Annotated in this window: 13 protein-coding genes; 2 read left to right on the top strand and 11 right to left on the bottom strand. The window is 65.3% G+C overall.

The features are described from left to right. Positions 1-45: 45 nt before the first annotated feature. The gene (locus tag dqs_RS11495; RefSeq protein WP_065340546.1) at positions 46-1,068 is read right to left on the bottom strand and encodes a Fe(3+) ABC transporter substrate-binding protein; all 1,023 of its coding nucleotides are present in this window, start codon (positions 1,066-1,068) and stop codon (positions 46-48) included. Between the two features lie 126 nt (positions 1,069-1,194). On the opposite strand from dqs_RS11495, the gene dqs_RS11490 reads away from it, so the two are divergent. Next, positions 1,195-1,536, top strand: a complete 342-nt coding sequence (locus dqs_RS11490) for a DUF2325 domain-containing protein (protein WP_011765935.1) — start codon at positions 1,195-1,197, stop codon at positions 1,534-1,536. A 51-nt stretch (positions 1,537-1,587) separates the two neighbouring features. Here dqs_RS11490 and dqs_RS11485 read toward each other — a convergent pair whose 3' ends face one another. The 9 genes from dqs_RS11485 to dqs_RS11445 form a co-directional block, all read right to left on the bottom strand. Further along, entirely contained in the window at positions 1,588-2,127 is a 540-nt protein-coding gene (locus dqs_RS11485; protein ID WP_065340545.1) for a C40 family peptidase, read from the bottom strand. An 82-nt stretch (positions 2,128-2,209) separates the two neighbouring features. Continuing rightward, positions 2,210-2,854 carry a 3'-5' exonuclease gene (locus tag dqs_RS11480; protein WP_011765933.1) on the bottom strand — a complete coding sequence of 215 codons (645 nt, stop codon included), beginning with the start codon at positions 2,852-2,854 and terminating at the stop codon, positions 2,210-2,212. Then, complete coding sequence (locus tag dqs_RS11475; protein WP_011765932.1) at positions 2,851-4,749, bottom strand: DUF294 nucleotidyltransferase-like domain-containing protein; 1,899 nt, start codon at positions 4,747-4,749, stop codon at positions 2,851-2,853. The genes dqs_RS11480 and dqs_RS11475 overlap by 4 nt, the downstream gene beginning before the upstream one ends. 92 nt (positions 4,750-4,841) lie before the next feature. Beyond that, positions 4,842-5,990: an HD-GYP domain-containing protein gene (locus tag dqs_RS11470; protein ID WP_065340544.1), complete on the bottom strand. Its 1,149-nt coding sequence runs from the start codon at positions 5,988-5,990 to the stop codon at positions 4,842-4,844. 40 nt (positions 5,991-6,030) lie between these two features. Beyond that, positions 6,031-7,578, bottom strand: coding sequence for a methyl-accepting chemotaxis protein (locus dqs_RS11465; protein WP_011765930.1), 1,548 nt, complete (start codon positions 7,576-7,578; stop codon positions 6,031-6,033). A gap of 350 nt (positions 7,579-7,928) precedes the next feature. Next, the gene (locus dqs_RS11460) at positions 7,929-9,386 is read right to left on the bottom strand and encodes a PhoH family protein (protein ID WP_065340542.1); all 1,458 of its coding nucleotides are present in this window, start codon (positions 9,384-9,386) and stop codon (positions 7,929-7,931) included. Between the two features lie 23 nt (positions 9,387-9,409). Continuing rightward, complete coding sequence (locus tag dqs_RS11455) at positions 9,410-9,865, bottom strand: peroxiredoxin (protein WP_011765928.1); 456 nt, start codon at positions 9,863-9,865, stop codon at positions 9,410-9,412. A gap of 151 nt (positions 9,866-10,016) precedes the next feature. Further along, on the bottom strand, positions 10,017-10,826 hold the full coding sequence (locus dqs_RS11450; protein WP_065340541.1) for a UDP-2,3-diacylglucosamine diphosphatase: 810 nt from the start codon (positions 10,824-10,826) through the stop codon (positions 10,017-10,019). 75 nt (positions 10,827-10,901) lie between these two features. Beyond that, positions 10,902-12,110: a BaiN/RdsA family NAD(P)/FAD-dependent oxidoreductase gene (locus dqs_RS11445; protein ID WP_065340540.1), complete on the bottom strand. Its 1,209-nt coding sequence runs from the start codon at positions 12,108-12,110 to the stop codon at positions 10,902-10,904. A 142-nt stretch (positions 12,111-12,252) separates the two neighbouring features. Between dqs_RS11445 and dqs_RS11440 the strand changes: the two genes are divergently transcribed. Next, on the top strand, positions 12,253-15,852 hold the full coding sequence (locus dqs_RS11440) for a DUF748 domain-containing protein (protein WP_065340539.1): 3,600 nt from the start codon (positions 12,253-12,255) through the stop codon (positions 15,850-15,852). Between the two features lie 36 nt (positions 15,853-15,888). On the opposite strand, the gene dqs_RS11435 is transcribed toward dqs_RS11440, so the two are convergent. Continuing rightward, entirely contained in the window at positions 15,889-17,160 is a 1,272-nt protein-coding gene (locus dqs_RS11435; protein ID WP_065340538.1) for a bifunctional O-acetylhomoserine aminocarboxypropyltransferase/cysteine synthase, read from the bottom strand. Positions 17,161-17,370: the final 210 nt, after the last annotated feature.

Below are 17,370 nucleotides of genomic sequence, written 5' to 3'. Positions count from 1 at the left end.
GGTTGCCCGGCCCTGTTTTCGTGCTTTGCGTTGCCGCGCCGCGGATCAGCGGAAGCCGGCGCGGTCGAAGATGCGCTGCGCTTCTGCCGCGGTGTTGGCGAGTTCGCCCACCGGCAGCGTGTCGGCCTTGAACGGGCCGAGGCGGTCGAGGGCGCGGTTGGAAACCTTGACGCCCGGCACGACCGGCCACTCGTTGTTGCCGTTGGCAAAGTAGGCCTGCGCTTCGTCGGACGCGAGGTATTCCAGGAACTTGACCGCGGCTTCCTTGTGCGGCGCGTGCTTCAGCATGCCGGCACCCGAGATGTTGATATGGGTGCCCCAACTCTGCTGGTTGGGCCACACCGCAACAATGCGGCCAGCCAGCTTCTGGTCGTCCGCTTTCTCCGAGTTCATCAGGCGGGCGAGGTAGTAGCTGTTCACGATGGCGACGCCGCACTCGCCTTCGGCCACTGCCTTGATCTGGTCGGTATCGCCGCCTTTGGGCGCACGCGCGAAGTTGGCGACCACGCCCTTTGCCCACTCTTCGGTCTTGGCCGCGCCATCGTGCTGGATCAGCGCCGCGCCCAGCGAGAGGTTGTAGGGGTGGCTGCCAGAGCGGGTGCACACCTTGCCCTTCAGCGCGGGGTCGGCAAGGCTCTCGTAGGTCTGCACCTGCTCGCCCTTGACGAGATCCTTGTTGTACACGATCAGGCGGGCGCGGGTGGAATAGGAGAACCAGTTGGGCGCGCGCAGATGGGAGGGAATCCGCTCTTCCAGCACCTTGGACTTGACCGGCGCGAAGATGCCGGCTTCATCGGCTTTGGCAAGGCGGGAGGCGTCCACCGTGATGAAGACGTCGGCCGGGCTGTTGGCGCCTTCGTTGCGCACGCGTTCCAGCAACTCGTCTTCCTTCGCCTCGATCCGGTTGATCTTGATGCCGGTGAGCTTGGTGAAGTTGCTGTACAGGGCTTCGTCCGTCTGATAGTGGCGGGCCGAGTAGAGGTTGAGTTCGGTGTCGGCCGCGTTTGCGGAGAGGGCGGCGAGACCGAGAGCCGCCATGACGGCTGCGCTGAGGAGCTTCTTCTTCATGGTGCGACTGCCTTATTTTGCGGGTGGGTTGTCGATGCGCACATAGTAACGAGAGTGATTCGCACTTGCAAAGGGATTGTATTTGCTCCACCATGAATGCGAATCATTCCTACTAAGGTGTTTCGCATGAACGCACTGATCGTCGGTGCCGACCGCCTCGGCAACATTCCGGATGTCCTGCAGGAGTTCGGTATCCGCATCGCCGCCCACGTCAGCGGCCGCGACAGCAACCATCAGCGGCGGACGGCGCCGCTGCCGGCGGGTATCCAGATGGTCATCCTGTTCACCGACTTCATCGGCCACAACGTCATGCAGCGTTTCCGCGATGCGGCGAACAGGGAGGGGGTGGCTTTCGTATGCTGCCGGCGCTCGGTGTGCGCGTTGCAACAGGCGCTGGGGCGTCGCATGGCCGACGACTGCAACGGGTGCGCCGCAGCCTGCCGGCCGGGCCGCCGAGGAAGCAAGTAAGGAAGGAAGAAGGTCTGCCGGTGCCGCAGTTCCGGGCTGCCGGCGCCCGCGTCAGCGCGGGAAGGGCGGGAGTTCGGCGGTAGCCTTCTCGTCGTCCAGCAGGCGGCGGGCGCCGTTGAAGCGCTTTGCCCAGTAGCTGGTGCCCATGTCTTCCACGCGCACGCCGCCGCCACGCGACGGCGCATGCAGGAACTGACCGTCTCCCACGTAGATGCCGACGTGAGAGAAAGCGCGCCGCATGGTGTTGAAGAACACCAGATCGCCCGGCTTGAGTTCCTGACGACCGATCTTGTCCCCGAGATTGGACATCTCGCGCGCGGTGCGCGGCAGGTCCAGCCCCAGCGCATTGCGGAACACGTTCTGCACCAGCCCGCTGCAGTCCAGGCCGGATTCGGGGCTGCTGCCGCCGAAGCGGTAGCGGATTCCGAGGTAGCTCATGCCCTGGTTGATCAACTCCTGCGCGGCGGTGGCGTAGTCGTCGCCGGCGGTCGCGGTCGCGGCAGTCTGGGAGGTCGCGGCCTCCGCCGGCAGCGCGGCGGGAATCCAGGCGAGATTCAGGGCGAGAGCGAGGAGGGGGGCACGAATCTGCATCGGCGCGACTATACGCACCCGATGGCGCAGTGTAAACCTCGGATTGCAATGAAAAAACGCATTAATTTTCAGCTTTGCGGGGTCAGGGCTGGCGCCACAGCTGGCGACGTGCGCGCTCCAGGTCGCCCAGTGCCCGGGCGTGCGCGGCTCCCTGCGCCATCGCGCGCGACTGGGCGGCGAGAAAGAGCTGCGCGATCGCCCAGCAGTCACCCAAAGCGTGGTGACGCTGAAACGTCTCGATCGAGAATGCCCGCATCCAGTCGGCGAGCCGTGCGGGCCGGTCGATGCGCTCGGGGAACAGTGCCGGCAACAGAACGCGCAGATCGAGCCACTGCCAGGTGGGCGCAACGTCGAGGTGGGTGGCCAGCGCCCGCTCGAGCATGACGCGGTTGAAGCCGGTGTTGAACACCACGACCGGCCCCTTGCCGACGAAGTGGAGCAGCCCGGCGAGCGCCGCGGCAGGTTGCCCGGACAGCGGCGCATAGTAGCCGTCGGCCGGCGAGAAACGCCCGCCGTCGACGCGAATTGCACCGACGGCAAGCATCGTGTCCTTGTCCAGGTCAAGACCGGTGGCCTCGGTGTTCAGCACCGTGTAGGCGGCCTCGAAGTGCGGACGTCCAAGGTCCGGCTCCGCAAGCGCCTGCCACGCCTGGAGGCGGGTGCGCAGCTCGTCGTCCAGCGCCGGGGTGTCGCCCCGGGTGGGTAGCAGGCGGGTCAGCCAGTTCATAGCTGGTAGTCCAGCTTCAGTCGGAGCTGCAGCTTGCGCGCCTGACGGAACGCCTCCTTGAGGATGCGGCGGTCCAGTTCGTTGAGTTTGTCCGGGTCGAGCCGGTTGTCGCCGGGCGAGTCGTGTTCGGTTTCAAGGTGTTGGGAGCGCAGGCGCAGCAACTGGATGAAATGGAAGCCGTCGATGATCGCGGCGACTTCTTCGGTTGGCACCCCCAGCCGGACGGCCGACTGGCGGAGTCGCTGAACCGTGCTGCTGGACTCCACGCCGGTGCGTAGCGCGATGATGCGCGCGGCATCGACGAAAAGCCGCGCGCCCGACTTCTTGAGGTCGATGGTGCCGTCGTCCTCCACGACGAAGTCGCGGATGCGCCCGAGCGGCGGGACGACCTGCAGCGCGTTGCTCGCCATCATGCGCAGGAAGGCGGAGTTCATCTTGGCGGTGCGATTCAGCCACTGCCGCAGTTGGTCGCCCAGACGTTCGTTGCCGTACAGCACGCGGAAGTCGAAGAAGATCGAAGCGTTGAGCAGGGCTTGCGGGTCCGGTTCGCGAATCCAGTCGCCGAAGCGGCCTTTCCACTCCTCGAGCGTCAGGCATAGCTCCGGGTTGCTGGCCATGATGTTGCCCTTGCATAGCGGAAAACCGCAGTTGGCGAGGTTTTCATTGACCTCGCGCGCGAAGGCCACCAGCCGGCGTCTTACCTGGCTTGCATCTTCCATCTCAGGGCATTGCCAGATGATGCCGTTGTCCTGGTCTGTCGAGAGCGTCTGCTCGTGGCGGCCCTCCGAGCCGAATGCCACCCAGGCGTAGTCGATGCCGTACAGGTTGTGGGTGTAGAGCGCCAGGTCGATGATGCGGCGGGTGAGCGCGTCGTTGAGCGCGGAGATGAACTGGGTGAGTTGCTCCGCGCCGATGCCCTGGGCGATGAGGTTGAGCGCGAGCTGGCGGATGTCGCGGCTGGCCCGCTGCAGTGACTCCACGTCGTGAGCGCTTTCGATACCCGCGCGGATCTGGCGCAGGCTGATCCGCTGCAGTGAGAACAGATCGCGCTCCGAGACCACGCCCTTCAGGCGGCCGTCGCTATCGATGACCAGCAGGTGTCGCACGCCGTGGGTGGCCATTTCCAGTGCGGCATCGTAGGCGGATGCGGTGGCCGGCAGCTGATGCGGGTTGGCCGTCATCACCTCGCTGATCGGCAGCGAAAGATCGAAGCCTGCGAGCACGACGCGGGGCAGCAGGTCGCTCTGGGTAAGGATGCCCAGCGGGCGCTGGTCGTCGTCCGCGACGATCATGCAGCCCAGGTGCTGCGCCGCCATTTCCTCCAGCGCGCGCCGCGTGGGCGTTTCCGGCGCGACGAACACCGGCGCCTTCTTGACCAGTTGGCCCAGCTGGGTGGTCATGGTCTGCTGTTCCGCCGCGCGTTGCGCGAAGCTCGTCTGCAACTGCTGACGCGACTGGTTCAGCAGGCTGGCGATGTACTGGGTGCAGAACAGGTGGAACACCGGGCTCATCTGCATCAGTTCGAGGAACTGGTCGCTGCTGATCTGGAAGCAGAAGCTGTCCTCCACCGCGATATAGGCGTTGGTGGAGGGGCGCTGGGCCGAGATCGCACCGATCGGAAAGCACTCGCCCGGCCCGAGCGTCATGCTCGCGTATTCGGTGACGGTAGTGGCGCCCCACTGCTGGGCCTGGATCTTGCCCCGCTGGACAATGAAGAAATGCCTCGGCTGCCCCATCTCGGGGGTGAGGATGGCACTGCCGCGCGGATGGAATGCGAGCACGGCGCGCTGGGCCAGGAAGTCCAGCGCCTCTGGCTCCATGCGGTTGAAGGGGGAGAAACGGCGCAGGAAATCCGCGCTTGCGCCGACGAGCAGTTCTTGGGCAGCGGCCGTCATGACATGCCTTGCAGAGGGACTGGGCCGCATTATAGGGCCCTCTGTTTGCGCTGAGGTTTGCGTCAGCGCAAAGCGCGTTGCCACCCTTGAGGTCAGAAGGCGGGATTCAGGTTTTCGGCAAAGCGGGCCTGGGTGTCTTCGACCATCGCCCTGTTGTTGAGGAAGGCGCGTACGCACTCGGCGTCGATCTTTCCGCGTTCGGCCATCGACGACAGTTCGGCGAAGGCGGCCTCGTTGGGCCAGCGCGGCTTGTAAGGGCGTTCGCTGGTCAGGGCGTCGAAGATGTCCGCGATCGCGACGATGCGCGCTTCGAGCGGCACCGCATCGCCGCTCAGGCGGTAGGGATAGCCGGTGCCATCCAGCGCTTCGTGGTGGTAAGCGATGATGTTGCGCATGATGCGCACGGTGCGGTCTTCGGGCAGGCCGATGTCCTGCACCATGCGGTCGAACACGCTGACGCCAAGCTCGACGTGGCTCTGCATGATCTTGCGTTCTTCGAGTGTGAGCGGCCCGGGCTTCTGCAGGATGCTGTCGGGAACGCCGATCTTGCCGATGTCGTGCAGCGGGGCGAACAGGAACACGTGCTCGATGAACTCGTCGTCCAGTTCCACGATGTCGGCAAGGCCGCGCGTGATGATGCGGGTGTAGTGGGCGATGCGGTCCAGATGATGGCCGGTTTCGATGTCGCGGATGCGGGTGAGTCCGCGGGCGACTTCCACCGTGCTGATCAGCGTCCGCACGGCAACGAGCCCGGTCAGGTACATCTGGGCGGCGAGATAGCCGATCAGGTCGAGATAGCGCAGCACTTCGTCCGAAAACGCGTTCGGGCGATCCGCATCAAAGAACAGGAACGCGACGAAGCGCTCGCCGTGGTAGATCGGCACCGTGTAGCTGCTGTGAAAACCCGCCGCGGTGAGCCAGCGGCTGTGGGCTGCATCGCGGCTCGCCAGGGCTTCGGGCAGGTTCTGCAGGATGCGCTTTTCGCCGCTGAGCGCCAGCCGCTGCAGCGAGGGCACCTCGCTCAGGCGCGCTTCGTAGCGCCCGAACGGCGTGGCGTCGCCGTAGGTGCTGTTGATGAAGGTCTTCAGCAGGTCGGTGTCTTCGTCATACGTGGCGAGCGCGATGCGGTTGATCTCGGGATGGCGCGTGGCGATGATGCCGTGGAGGTCTTGCAGGCGCGAGGAAAGGTTTTCTCGCGTGGAAGGGGGCGGCGACGGGGAGATGAATTGGGCCTTCAGCATGGGCGCTGTTCTCGGAGTGGTCCGCTTGCGTTGCCGCGGATCAAAGTCGGGTTTCGAAATGGGCGACCAGCAATTGCAGTTCGCGCGCAGTCGTCTCCAGCGCCGCGGCGGCTTCCTCCACATCGGTCACGGTTTGCAGGTTGTCCTCGGTCAGCCCGCTCATGCGCTCCATGATGTTCGCCACCTCCGCGGAGGCCTGCTCCTGCTGCCTGAGCATGTGGCGGATTTCCTCGGAGTTGTTGGCCACGGCCGTGTTGGCGCTGGATATCTGTTCCAGTTCTTCTGCCACGGTCCGTATGGTGTTCACACTGCCGCTCACGCCCTCGCGCAGGGTCTGCATGGTCTGGATGACGCTGGTTTTCCGCTCGGAAATCTCGGCGATCAGGCGGGCGATGTCCTCCGTGCTGTGCTGGGTTTGCCCCGCGAGTTCGGTGACCTCGCCGGCAACCACCGCGAAGCCGCGGCCCTGTTCGCCGGCGCGTGCGGCTTCGATGGCGGCGTTGAGTGCGAGCAGGTTGGTGCGCTTGGCGATTTCGCTGATGGCTGCGGCCACAACGCCGATCTTTTCGACCGAATCGGAGAGCGCTTCGAGCATGCGGTTGTTCTCTTCCACCGCCGCGACCACGCGATGAGTCGACTCGGCGGCGTTGGACATGTTGCGCTGGCCGTCGGCCGTGATGCTCTGCGCGGTGCGGGCCTGATCGGCGCTGTTGTCGGTGGCGCCGGCGATTTCGCTGACCGAAACCGCCAGTTCCTCCATGGCGGATGCGGACGAGGCAAGCTGGTCGGCCTGGCTGTGCGACCCGCGTTGGAGCCGTTGTGCGCTGGTATGCAGACGTGCCGCCTCGCGCGCCGTGTCGTTGGCGGACGCGACCACGTCACCGATCAGCGCGCGCAGGCTCACCTGCATCGACATCACCGCACTGCCGAGCGTCTGCATCTCGCTGCAGCCTTCCTGCGGCGGCTCGCCTTTCAAGCGGCCTTCGCCGATGTCGGCGAGCAGACCGAGCAGCGTATGCAGCGGCACCTGCACGCGGCGCTGCAGGAGCAACCACAGCCCGGCGGCCACGACGGCCTGTGCCCCCACCAGCAGGGCCGCCGGCAGTCCGTCGAAAAAAGCGGCCGCGGCGCCAAACAACAGCGTCAGGGCCAATCCCGCGCCGGTGGTGACGGACAGCGAACTGCCATGCGAGAGGCGGGTGGGCGGCAGTGTGGCGCTGCCCGTGCGCAGGCGGCCGTACAAGGCTTCGGCGCGCTCCCGGGCTTCTGTTGATGGTGGCGTACGGACCGACATGTAGCCCACCCGCTGGCCGTTTTCGGTCAGCGGTGTGACGTAGGCTTCAACCCAGTAGAAATCGCCATTCTTCGCGCGGTTCTTGACGATGCCGCGCCAGGGGCGGCCCGCCTGTATCGTCCGCCATAAGTCGGCGAAAGCCTCCGCCGGCATGTCGGGGTGACGCACGATGTTGTGGTTTTGACCGATCAGTTCGTCGCGGCTGAATCCGCTGATGGCGACGAAGGCCGGGTTGGCGTAGGTGATCCGTCCTGCCAGATCGGTCTTGGTGACAATCGGGCGGCCCGGCTCCATGAAGCGTTCTCGCGGGGAGTTGGACGGCGAAGGGGTGTGGGGCGAGGGGCGGTTCTGTGCGCGCAAGTCCATGTGAAGCGTCAATCTCGTGGGGTAGGGCGCCTTCGCGTGGAAGGGCGGGGCAAGCGCGGCGTCTTCGCGGTACGGCTGCTGAAGGCGCGAAATATTACGTCATGGTAGAAGTACGGCGGAATTGAACGAAAGTATTAATACTGAGAAATTATTCGCGTTTGCCGTTAAGGAAAAATGCGAAAGGCGTCAAGATTCCGTTAAATCTGTCGGCATATCGTGAAAGTGGTAAACAAAAAAAGCCCGGCAGCGGCCGGGCTTTTTTTATTCAGCGCAGTGATTTACAGCACTTCTGCGGCGTAGTCGGCGAGGCGGGAACGTTCCCCGCGCTGCAAGGTGATATGCCCAGAATGGGGCCATCCCTTGAATCGGTCGACCGCGAAAGTGAGGCCCGACGAGCCTTCCGTGAGATAGGGCGTGTCGATCTGCGCGATATTGCCGAGGCAGACCACTTTGGTCCCCGGGCCTGCGCGCGTGATCAGGGTTTTCATTTGTTTCGGCGTCAGGTTTTGCGCTTCATCAATGATCAGGAACTTGTTGATGAAGGTGCGGCCCCGCATGAAGTTGAGGCTCTTGATCTTGATGCGGCTGCGGATGAGGTCGCGCGTCGCGGCGCGTCCCCAGTCGCCGCCTTCGCCGGTGGTCCCGTTCAGCACGTCCAGGTTGTCTTCCAGCGCGCCCATCCACGGCGCCATCTTTTCCTCCTCGGTACCCGGCAGAAAGCCGATGTCCTCGCCGACCGGTACCGTGACGCGGGTCATGATGATTTCGGAATAGCGCTTGGTTTCCAGCACCTGGGTGAGCCCCGCGGCGAGCGTGAGGAGCGTCTTGCCGGTGCCGGCCTGGCCGAGCAGGGTGACGAAGTCGATCTCCGGGTTCATCAGCAGGTTCAGCGCAAAATTCTGTTCGCGATTGCGCGCGGTGATGCCCCACACGTTGTTCTTCTGGTGGCCGTAGTCGATCAGCGTTTCCAGAACCACGCTGCGGCCGGCTTTCTCCTTGACCCAGGCTTCGAGCGGGCGGGCGCCGTCCTGATAGAGGAATTCGTTGACCAGCAGATTGGCGGTGTCGGGGCCGGCCAGGCGGTAGTAGGTGCGGCCCTCGTTCTTCCACGACTCCATGCCCTTGCCGTTCGCGTCCCAGAACGTGGCGGGCAGTTCGCGCGTACCGGTGTAGAGAAGGTCGGTGTCCTCTAGAACCTTGTCGTTGAAATAGTCCTGCGCGGCGAGTCCCAGCGCGCGCGCCTTGATGCGCATGTTGATGTCTTTCGACACCAGGATGACCGGACGGTCCGGGTGGCGTTCGGCGAGGAACATCACCACCGCGAGAATCTGGTTGTCGCCCTTCGCAGTGGGCAGGGCGGCAGGAAGCGTGACGTTGATCGCTTCCGTCTGCAGGAAGAGCTTGCCGGTCGCGAGCCGCTGCGAGGGCTGTTCGAGCGGGATGCCGCTGTCGATTGCGTCGGGTGCGGACGAAACGATCTCGTCCATCATGCGGCTTGCCTGTCGGGCGTTGCGCGCGACTTCGCTCATGCCCTTCTTGTTGTTGTCGAGTTCCTCCAGCGTCATGATCGGCACGTAGATGTCGTGCTCTTCGAAGCGATACAGGCTGGTGGGATCGTGCATCAGCACATTGGTGTCGAGCACGAAGAGCTTGGTCGCCGGCTTTGCGCGCGGGGCGCGCTTGGCGCGTGGGGCAGCCGGTTTGGCGGCGGCGGTCTTCTTGGAAACTGCAGGCATGTTCGGTCCGCCTTTTGAGGTTGTCAGAGGGATTGCACGAAGCCAAGCACTTCCTGGGCGTGGCCCGGAACCTTCACGCCGCGCCATTCGCGTGCCAGTTGTCCGTCTGCGGCAAGGACGAAGGTGCTGCGTTCGATGCCGCGCACCTGCTTGCCGTACATGTTCTTCATCTTGATGACGCCGAACGCGTTGCAGGCCGTCTCATCGGGGTCGGAGATCAGGTCGAAGGGCAGTTCGAGCTTGGCCTTGAAGTTCTCGTGCGACTTCAGGCTGTCGCGGGAGATACCGAAGACCTTGCATCCGGCGGCAGCGAAGTCGGCGTGCAGGGCACCGAAATCGCGGGTTTCGTTGGTGCAGCCGGGCGTGTTGTCTTTCGGATAGAAGTACAGCACCACCTTCTGGCCCGCGAGCGCGGAGAGCGAAACGGTCTGGCCGCCGGTGGCTGGGAGGGTGAAGTCGGGCGTGCTGCTCGTCGTCATGAAGGCTCCTGTGGGCTGCTGTTTGGCGCAGCGTAAAGGAGTGCCGGGTGCCCTGACAATGGCGCGTCGCCATGCGGGGCGGGTGCGGCGAGGCCGCGCTCCGCGTCGCCGGTCCGCGATGAAACGGCTAAGTGGTTGGCGTGCAAGCGGTTCAGGAGGGCAGGGCTACCCGGTCCGGGGCGTCGTCGGCGCTGGGCAAGGGAATCGGCTGCGAGGCCGGGGCCGAGCGCCACTCGACGAGTTCGAGGCGGCCGTCCAGGTGTTCGACAATCGCGGTGCAGCTATCCACCCAGTCGCCGCAGTTGATGTAGGTCAGCCCGTCGACCTCGCGGATTGCTGCCCAGTGGATGTGGCCGCAGATGACCCCGTCGACACCACGCTCACGCGCCCCGTGCATCACCGAGTCTTCGAAATCGAAAATGAAGTTGACTGCGGTTTTGACCTTGCGCTTCGCATAGCCTGCGAGCGACCAGTAGCCCGAAATGCCCAGCCGTCGCCGTATCCACGACAGCCAGCCGTTAAGCCGGACCAGCGCGTTGTAGGCCACGTCTCCCAACACCGCGACCCAACGGTGATGTCGCGTCACCTGGTCGTATTCGTCGCCGTGCAGCAGCAGGAAGCGGCGCCCGTCGGCCGTCTCGTGCACCCACTCGTGCTCCAGGCGGATGTCTCCGAAGGTGATGCCGACGTACTCGCGCAGCGCTTCGTCGTGGTTGCCCGGCACCAGGATCACGCGGGTGCCCTTGCGCGCGCGCCGCAGTACCTTCTGCACCACGGTGTTCTGCACCGAGGTCCAGTGGATGCTCCGGCTCATCGACCAGAAGTCGATGATGTCGCCGACGAGGTACAGATAGGCCGAATCGTAGTGGCGCAGGAATTCGAGCAGCCGCTCAGCCTGGCAGCCCCGGGTGCCGAGGTGGATGTCGGACAGGAAAATGGCACGGACCTGCTGTTCTTGCATGAAGCGCGGGCGGGCGATGTGGAAGCGCCAGCCTGCGCAGCTTTCGTGACAACGTGATGAACGACGGCGCGGCTCTCAGGCGTGTCCGCCCGCGGCGTGGCCTGAAGACCAGGCCCACTGGAAGTTGTAGCCGCCGAGGTGGCCGGTGACGTCCATCACCTCGCCCGCAAAGAAGAGGCCGGGATGATCGCGCGCCTCCATCGTCTTGGACGACAGCGCGCGGGTGTCCACGCCGCCCAGCGTAACCTCGGCCTTGGCGTAGCCCTGGGTGCCCGAGGGGTGCAGTTCCCAGGCAGCGAGGTTGCGTGCAATGTCGCGCAGGACGGCGCGGGAATACTGGTTGAGCGGCCCGGTCCAGCCGTGCAGTTCGCACCACGCGTGCGCGAACCGGCGCGGGAGGTGTTCGGCCAGCAGGTTGGCCAGCAGGGCGCGCTGCGACGCACGTGCCTGCAACCATTGCTCTGCATCGTGGTCGGGTAGCAGGTTGAGATGCACCGGTTCGCGTGTGCCACCGTCGTAGCCCTGCGCCTGCCAGTAGCTGGAAACCTGCAGGATGGCGGGGCCGGAGAGTCCCCGATGGGTGATCAGCGCCGCCTCGCGAAAGCGCGCGTCGTTGCAGCCGGCTTCCACCTCGAGCGAGGCGCCGGCAAGTGGCGCGAGGCGCGCAAGCGTTTCGGGCGGGAGCGTGAGCGGAACGAGGGCGGGTTGAGGTGCCACGACCGGCAAGCCGAACTGCTCGGCGACGCGGTAGCCGAAGGGCGATGCGCCGATCTTGGGAATGGAAAGGCCGCCGGTGGCGATGACGAGGCTGTGGCAAGCGAAGCGGCCACGGCTGGTGCGGACCATGTAGCGTTCTGAGGTGCCGTCGGCGGGTTCGATGCCGTCCACCCGGGCCGGCATCGCCCATTGAACCTTGCCGTCGTCGCATTCGCGTCGAAGCATGTCGATGATCTGTTGCGCGGAATCATCGCAAAACAGCTGGCCCCACGATCTTTCGTGGTAACGGATGCCATGACGCTCCACAAGACCGATAAAATCGCGCGCCGTATAGCGCGACAGTGCGGAACGGACAAAATGCGGATTGCGGCACAGGTAGTTGTCTGCGCCGACCTTCAGGTTGGTGAAGTTGCACCGGCCGCCGCCGGAGATGCGGATCTTCTCCGCGAGGTGTTCGGCATGGTCGACGAGCAGCACGCGCCGGCCTCGTTGGCCTGCGGTTGCGGCGCACATCATGCCCGCGGCTCCGGCGCCGATCACCACCACGTCGAAGGTCTGCTCTGCCACGGTCCGCGCTCGCGAAGAAAGCGGCGCAGAATACGCGCCGGTTCGGGCAGCAGCAACCCGAGGACGCCTTGCCCCGCGAGCGTCACGGACACTGACCGACAACGCTGCGACAACGAACAAGCAAGAGAGATGGAGCGTTTTGATGACTGATTCCACCCCCGGCGCAACGGCGGCCCACCGCCTGCGCCGGTACGCGCGGCCCGCCATGTGGGGAGCGGGCGCGCTGGCTGCGGTTGCGGTACTGGGTTTTGGCGCCGTGCCGCCGGTGCTGCGGCACTACACGGTGCAAATCCTGCACGACAAGCTCGGGCGCGAAGTCGCAGTGGAAGGCGCGCGCTTCAATCCATTCACACTGACCGCCGAGTTGCGCGGAGTGCGCATCATGGAAGCGGACGGCAGCGCCGAGGCGCTGGCGGCCGACCTCGTGCGCGCCAACCTCGAGCTTGAATCCGTGGTGCGTCGTGCGCCGGTGCTCCATGAGCTTGCCGTGGTCGCACCACGCGTGCAGTTCGTTCGTCGCGCCGACGGCGGCAGCAACTGGTCGGACGTGGTCGAACGCCTGGCGGCCGAGCCGCCCAGCGAGGAGCCGGCCCGGTTCTCGCTCGGCAACATCAGCCTCAGCGACGGGCGCATCGTCGTCGAGGATACCGCGCGCGGTCTGCGCCACGACATCACCGAACTGCGGCTCGGCGTGCCCTTCGTTTCCAATCTGCCGGTGAAGGTCGACGTCTTCGTCGAGCCCACGCTGTCGGGCCGCGTGAATGGCGACCCGCTCGCCCTGTCGGGACGCACGAAGCCTTTCAGCGACGACCGTGAGACCGTCGCCGAGCTGACGCTGAAGAACTTCGAACTGTCGCCCTGGCTGGCCTATCTGCCATTCAAGCCGAAGTTCACGGTGCCTTCCGGCACGCTGAGCACCAGCCTGCAGCTGTCGTTTTCCCAGCCGGAGGGGCAGCAGCCCTTGATCGCCCTGCAGGGGCAGATCGACGTCGCCGGCCTCGCCGTGCAGGAAGTCGGCGGCCAGCCGGTGTTCGCCGTCGAGGAACTGGGACTGGAACTCGGCGACGTTCAGCCGCTGGCCGGAAAGTGGCATTTCTCGCGCCTGCGCGTCATCAAGCCCGAAGTGGATCTGGTGCGGCTGACCACCGGCGGCCTCAACGTGACGGCCCTGCTGCCGGAGAGCGCCGCGAGTGCGCCGGCCGACAAGACGGCGAAGAAGGGCGCGCGTCCTGCCGCTGCCGAGGGTTCCACCGCAGGGTCGGAAGTTGATTTCCTGCTCGCTTCCGCGCGCGTGCGCGACGGCATCGTGCGCTTCGAGGATCGCAGCCTGGGTGTGCCGTTCAAGGCCCGGGTGGAGGCGGTGAACCTCGATATGCGCGATCTGGCGACCAGCGGAGACATGCCGGCCGAGATCCGCCTGGACTACGTGACCGACGGCGGTGAGAAGTTCAGCCATCAGGACAATCTGCGGCTGAAGCCCTTCGAACTCGACGGCGGGGTGGTGATCGAGCAGTTTCAGCCGGCGCGCTATTCGGCGTATCTCGCCCAGGCGCTTCCGGGCGGCGAGGTCCGCGACGGACGGCTGGACGGTGGGGTGCGCTATCACGTAAGCGGGGCCGGGGATGCATTCGATGCGGAAGTCACCGCCGAGAACCTCAGCCTGCGCGACTTCGTGCTGGCGCTGAAGGGGCGCAAGGAGACAGCCCTGAAGGTGCCGGAGCTGCTGGTGAGCCAGGGCGTGATGCGACTGAAGGAGCAACGCGTCGACATCGGTGAGGTGACGATCAACCGGGCTGCGCTTGCCGCAACCCGCTTGCGTGACGGTAGCCTCGACCTGCAGACCCTTGTCGCAAGTGGAGAGCCGGCGCGCAAGATGACTTCGCCGGCGTGGTCGGTCGGCGTCCAGAAGCTGGCGCTGTCCGACGCGTCGCTGCGGCTGGAAGACAGGATGCAGGCCAAGCCGGTGACGCTGGCGGTCGATGGTCTGAGCGTCAAGGCCGACAATCTCTCCACCGCGAAGGGTGCGAATGCCCGCCTCAGTGTCGGCGCGCGGATCAATCGCGCGGGGCGGCTCGGGATTGAGGGCAGCCTGGCGCTGGAACCCTTGAAGGGCAATCTGGAGCTCGACCTGCGCGACATCGACCTGTTGCCCTTGCAGCCCTACGCGCTGGAAGAGACCAAGATCGCGATCACCCGGGGCACGCTCAGCGGCCACGGCACCGTGGCCTTCGAGCAGCGCCGCACCGGCGGTATCGCGGGCGGCTTCAAGGGCGATGTCGGCGTGGGTGACTTCGCAGCGGTCGACAAGCTCAACGCCGCGGACCTCGCCCGCTGGCGCGCTCTGCAGGTCAGCGACATCGATGTCGATTTCGATCCTTTCGCGCTCAGCATCGGCAGGGTCGCGCTCAGCGACTTCTTCAGCCGCCTGATCCTCGACCAGCAGGGCCGGCTCAACCTGCGGGAAATCCGCGGCGGAGCGGCCGAGGAGGCCGCGGCGCAGGCAAACGTCCAGCAGCAGGGCAACGAGACGACCGCGATCGTTTCGCCGCCGCGTCCCTCACCGCCAATCAGGGTCGGGCGGGTGGAACTGAAGGGCGGCAACATCGCCTTCAGCGACCGCTTCGTGCGCCCGAATTACGACGCCAACCTGACCGGTCTTGCCGGCACGCTCAGCGGGCTGTCGTCCGATCCTTCCACAGTCGCCAAGCTGAACCTTGCCGGCAAGGTGGATAACGCGGCGCCGGTGCAGGTGCAGGGCGAACTCAATCCCTTCCGCCAGGACCGCTATCTCGATATCGCCGCGTCAGTGCGCGATTTCGAACTGACGGGCGTTTCCAGCTATGCCGGCAAGTACGTGGGCTATGGCATCCAGAAAGGCAAGCTGTCCGCCGATCTGAGCTACAAGATCCGCGATCGCCAGCTCACCGCGACCAACCGGGTGTTCATCGACCAGCTCACCTTCGGTGACAGGGTGGACAGCCCGAGCGCAACCGATCTGCCGGTGCAACTGGCGGTGTCGCTACTGAAGAATGGTCGCGGTGAAATCGACCTCAGCCTGCCCGTCAGCGGCACGCTCGATGATCCCCAGTTCAGTGTCTTCGGACTGGTCGTGCGTGCGCTGGTCAACCTTGTGGGCAAGGCCGTCACTGCGCCCTTCGCGTTGTTGGGCGGCGCCTTCGGTGGCGAGGAGATGTCGCGGGTGGATTTCTCTGCCGGCGTGGCCCGCCCGGAGGGCGAGGCGCTGGACAAGCTGGCGGCGCTGGCAAAGGCGCTGAACGATCGTCCGGCACTGCGGCTCGACATCACGCCGTTTGCGGACCCGGCCACGGATGTGGAAGGCCTCAAGCGGACGATGCTGGACCGCCAGGTGGCGGCGCTCAAGCTGCGCGCCCTGGTCGCCAAGGGCCAGGCCGCCCCGTCGGTGGAAGAGGTTCAGGTGGGTGCCGAGGAGTATCCCGCGCTGTTGCGCCAGGTGTACCGGGATGGCGATTTCAAGAAGCCCCGCAACGTGATCGGGCTGGTGAAGGACGTCCCTGTGGCGGAAATGGAAGCCCTGATCTTCGCCAATACCAAGGTCGGTGAAGACGAATTGCGCGCCCTGGCGGTGCAGCGCGGGCAGACGGTCAAGAACTGGCTGCTGGGCTCCGGTGGCGTTTCGCCGGAGCGGGTGTTCCTGCTTGCGCCTCGTGTCGGCGGTGCGGGTGCGGAAACGGCGGGTCGCGTGGAGTTCGCGCTCCGTTAAAGGCGGCGGGCAGCCGGGGCTGCCCGCCTTACCTCATCAGGCCGCGTCGAGCGCCTGACCGATGTCGGCAAGCAGATCGTCGATGTGCTCGATGCCGATCGACAGGCGGACCATGTCAGGCGACACGCCGGCCTTGGCCAGTTCCGCCGGTGCAAGCTGGCGGTGCGTGGTCGAGGCCGGATGGCACGCGAGCGATTTTGCATCGCCGATGTTCACCAGGCGGGTGACGAGCTTCAGCGCGTCCTGGAAGCGTCCGCCCGCGGCGTAGCCGCCCTTTACGCCGAAGGAGAGGATGCCGGAGGCGTGGCCGCCCAGATACTTCTGTACCAGGCCATGGTCGGCGTGGTCGGGCAGACCGGCGTAATTCACCCACTCCACCTTCCCGTGCTGCTTGAGGAAACGCGCCACCTCCAGGGTATTCGCGCAGATGCGGTCCATGCGCAGGGCCAGCGTTTCGACGCCCTGCAGGATCAGGAAGGCATTGAAGGGGCTGAGCGCGGCCCCGGTGTTGCGCAGCGGAACCACCCGTGCGCGCCCGATGTAGGCCGCCTCGCCCAGCGCTTCGGTGTAGACCACGCCGTGGTACGAGACGTCAGGCTCGTTGAGCCTGCGGAAGCGCTCCTTGTGCTGGCGCCAGGGGAATTTGCCCGAGTCCACGATGATGCCGCCGATCGAGTTGCCGTGGCCGCCCAGATACTTCGTCAGCGAATGCACCACGATGTCCGCGCCGTGCTCGAACGGCCGGCAGAGGTAGGGCGTGGGGACGGTGTTGTCGACGATCAACGGAATGCCGTTCGCGTGGGCTACCGCGGCCAGCGCGGCGAAGTCCGTGATGTTGCCGAGCGGGTTGCCGACCGACTCGCAGAAGATGGCCTTGGTGCGCTCGTCGATCAAGCGGCCGAAACTTGCCGGATCGCGCTGGTCGGCAAAGCGCACTTCCACGCCGAGTTGCGGCAGCGTGTGGGCAAACAGGTTGTAGGTGCCGCCGTAAAGCGTGGATGCCGAGACAATGTTGTCGCCCGCTTCGGCAATCGTCTGAATGGCGTAGGTGATCGCAGCCATGCCTGAGGCGACCGCGAGCGCGCCGATGCCGCCTTCCAGCGCCGCAACGCGCTGCTCCAGCACCGCCGTCGTCGGGTTCATGATGCGGGTGTAGATGTTGCCCGGGACCTTCAGGTCGAACAGGTCGGCGCCATGCTGGGTGTCATCGAAGGCGTACGAGGTGGTCTGGTAAATCGGGACCGCTACCGCTTTCGTGGTGGGATCCGGGGAATAACCGCCGTGTACCGCAATCGTCTCCAGTTTCATTCCACATCCTCCCTTGTCATGGAAAAGGGGGGCGAGTATAGCCACCTGTTTCATTCCGGGCGAAATAAGTAGTTTCGATTTGAATTTCGGTGGGGCTTTCTCAGGTATGCCTTTAGAGATAAGTTTGTCTTTTTATTTCAGTTTGTTAGCGCACGAAAGTTGATTCTGGCGCCTTGACGTAAGCGCTCGGCGCAGCATAATGGCGGCCTT

It is taken from the genome of Azoarcus olearius (assembly GCF_001682385.1).
GTDB classification, from domain to species: domain Bacteria; phylum Pseudomonadota; class Gammaproteobacteria; order Burkholderiales; family Rhodocyclaceae; genus Azoarcus; species Azoarcus olearius.
Note: the sequence above shows the minus strand (reverse complement) of the source record. Positions and strands in the feature narration are given on the sequence as shown.

What these genes read in the sequence shown, in the direction of transcription:
- dqs_RS11480 (WP_011765933.1), bottom strand. Translation starts at nt 2,854, where the DNA reads ATGAACTGGCTGACCCGCCTGCTACCCACCCGGGGCGACACCCCGGCG.
- dqs_RS11490 (WP_011765935.1), top strand. Translation starts at nt 1,195, where the DNA reads ATGAACGCACTGATCGTCGGTGCCGACCGCCTCGGCAACATTCCGGAT.
- dqs_RS11440 (WP_065340539.1), top strand. Translation starts at nt 12,253, where the DNA reads ATGACTGATTCCACCCCCGGCGCAACGGCGGCCCACCGCCTGCGCCGG.
- dqs_RS11460 (WP_065340542.1), bottom strand. Translation starts at nt 9,386, where the DNA reads ATGCCTGCAGTTTCCAAGAAGACCGCCGCCGCCAAACCGGCTGCCCCA.
- dqs_RS11470 (WP_065340544.1), bottom strand. Translation starts at nt 5,990, where the DNA reads ATGCTGAAGGCCCAATTCATCTCCCCGTCGCCGCCCCCTTCCACGCGA.
- dqs_RS11465 (WP_011765930.1), bottom strand. Translation starts at nt 7,578, where the DNA reads ATGGAGCCGGGCCGCCCGATTGTCACCAAGACCGATCTGGCAGGACGG.
- dqs_RS11450 (WP_065340541.1), bottom strand. Translation starts at nt 10,826, where the DNA reads ATGCAAGAACAGCAGGTCCGTGCCATTTTCCTGTCCGACATCCACCTC.
- dqs_RS11495 (WP_065340546.1), bottom strand. Translation starts at nt 1,068, where the DNA reads ATGAAGAAGAAGCTCCTCAGCGCAGCCGTCATGGCGGCTCTCGGTCTC.
- dqs_RS11485 (WP_065340545.1), bottom strand. Translation starts at nt 2,127, where the DNA reads ATGCAGATTCGTGCCCCCCTCCTCGCTCTCGCCCTGAATCTCGCCTGG.
- dqs_RS11475 (WP_011765932.1), bottom strand. Translation starts at nt 4,749, where the DNA reads ATGACGGCCGCTGCCCAAGAACTGCTCGTCGGCGCAAGCGCGGATTTC.
- dqs_RS11435 (WP_065340538.1), bottom strand. Translation starts at nt 17,160, where the DNA reads ATGAAACTGGAGACGATTGCGGTACACGGCGGTTATTCCCCGGATCCC.
- dqs_RS11455 (WP_011765928.1), bottom strand. Translation starts at nt 9,865, where the DNA reads ATGACGACGAGCAGCACGCCCGACTTCACCCTCCCAGCCACCGGCGGC.